General features: G+C 57.0%; 2 protein-coding genes. One reads left to right on the top strand and one right to left on the bottom strand.

The window, feature by feature from the left end; genetic code table 11:
- The first annotated feature begins 191 nt into the window (after window positions 1-191).
- Complete coding sequence (locus AC2FEE_RS25540) at window positions 192-1358, top strand: nucleotide sugar dehydrogenase (RefSeq protein WP_496868217.1); 1167 nt, start codon at window positions 192-194, stop codon at window positions 1356-1358.
- An 83-nt stretch (window positions 1359-1441) separates the two neighbouring features.
- Here AC2FEE_RS25540 and AC2FEE_RS25535 read toward each other — a convergent pair whose 3' ends face one another.
- A complete protein-coding gene (locus AC2FEE_RS25535) occupies window positions 1442-1711 on the bottom strand; it encodes a spike base protein, RCAP_Rcc01079 family (RefSeq protein ID WP_496868216.1) in 270 nt (89 codons plus the stop codon).
- Window positions 1712-1969 lie beyond the last annotated feature (258 nt).

The raw sequence follows: 1969 nt of genomic DNA, 5'->3' as shown, positions 1-1969 counted from the left end.
ACGATGGGGAAGAACAATCTCTCAAATCACCCCCTCACTCATAACAACACCAATCAACGCCGCAGCAAATTAACGGCGAAATCACCTGAGAACGACCCAATAAGAACAAAATCTTCGCTCCTTATCAGGCGGTAAAATTAGAGTATGTTCGATTCGAGAACCCGGACACTGGTTACACAAGGAATTTTTGTATGAAGATTGCGATTGCCGGGATTGGCTATGTCGGCCTGTCCAATGCTGTGCTGTTGGCACAAAACCATGAAGTGGTGGCCTTGGACCTGTCAGCAGATCGTGTTGATCAAGTTAATCGGCGTCAAAGCCCGATCCAGGATGCCGAGATTACTGATTTCCTGACGAACCAAACGCTCGACCTAACCGCCACGACCGATGCAGAAACCGCCTTTGGCGGGGCAGAGTTCGTTATTGTGGCCACGCCAACCAACTACGATCCGCGCAGCAATTACTTCGACACAAGCTCGGTCGACGCGGTGATCGAACAAGTTTCGGCACTGAATCCCGACGCGGTCATCGTGATCAAATCCACTATCCCGGTGGGGTTTGTTGCCGGGGCCCGCGCGCGGTTTGGCACCGACAACGTCATCTTCTCACCGGAGTTCCTGCGCGAGGGGCGGGCGCTCTATGACAACCTGCACCCCAGCCGCATCATCGTCGGTGAACGGTCAGACCGGGCAAAGGTCTTTGCCGATCTGTTGGTGGAAGGGGCTGTGGACAAGGATGTGCCGGTGCTGTTCACCGATGCAGACGAGGCCGAGGCGATCAAGCTTTTCGCCAATACCTTTCTTGCCATGCGGGTGGCGTTTTTCAATGAGTTGGACAGTTATTCCCTGGCCGGAGGCATGGACTCTCGCCAGATCATCGAAGGCGTCAGCCTCGACCCGCGCATTGGCGCGTATTACAACAATCCGTCCTTTGGCTATGGCGGTTATTGTCTGCCCAAGGACACCAAGCAGCTGCTGGCCAACTACAACCACGTGCCGCAGAACCTGATCCGCGCCATCGTCGATGCCAACCGCACCCGCAAGGATTTCCTCAGCGACCAGATTCTGATGAAAGGGCCAAAAGTTGTCGGCATTTATCGTCTGGTAATGAAAGAAGGCAGCGATAATTTCCGCCAAAGCTCGGTTCAGGGCATCATGAAGCGGATTAAAGCCAAGGGCATCGAGGTCATCGTCTATGAGCCGACCCTGAGCGAGGATCACTTTTTTCACTCACCGGTGATCCGTGATCTTGAGGCGTTCAAGCAGCAGGCTGATCTGATCGTCGCCAACCGGCTCTCGGACGAAATACGCGATGCAAGCGACAAGGTCTTTACCCGCGATCTGTTCGGCGCCGACTAAAACCGGCAGGGGCGGTGCTGAGCCCGCGCCCATTCAAAGAAATCCTGCCGCGAAAACGGGACGCGGCAGGTTTCGATTCTGTCTCAGGTCAGCACGAGGGCGTGGATGCCCGACGCGGTTGTGCCGGTGGCATGAACGCGTGACACGCCGACGGGCAGGATGGAGAAATCAGCCACCTGAACGGTGCGTGTTTCGCCGCGGACCGTGGTCATCGCCACCGCGCCGCCCGTTTCGACGTACAGACCGATTGCCACCTCGTCCAGATCGGTGGTGTCAGAAGGTGTCACGGGGGCAGCGTCGCGCGCGGGGCCGGACAGGCTGGAAACACGGTTTGTAAACGGGTTGGTCGTCATGGTTCGGGTCTCGTTCTCTGTGTCAATCAGCGGAACGCTAGCCAAAACCGCTTAACGACGTGAAAGCCCATCGTTCGTTGCGCAACCTGTTCGGCGGCCCAACACCAAAAAGGCCCCCGTTTCGGGGGGCCGTTCTGCGCGGCTATTGGGTGTCTTATGCCGCGTGTTCTGTAGCGTGGTTGTTCAGCCCTTTGCGCCTTGGCCGCGGGCGTAGACGTCCTCGTATCGGACGATGTCGTCCTCTCCGAGATAGGCTCC

Source organism: Ruegeria sp. YTSC199 (assembly GCF_059609725.1).
Note: the sequence above shows the minus strand (reverse complement) of the source record. Positions and strands in the feature narration are given on the sequence as shown.

What these genes read in the sequence shown, in the direction of transcription:
- AC2FEE_RS25540 (WP_496868217.1), top strand. Translation starts at nt 192, where the DNA reads ATGAAGATTGCGATTGCCGGGATTGGCTATGTCGGCCTGTCCAATGCT.
- AC2FEE_RS25535 (WP_496868216.1), bottom strand. Translation starts at nt 1,711, where the DNA reads ATGACGACCAACCCGTTTACAAACCGTGTTTCCAGCCTGTCCGGCCCC.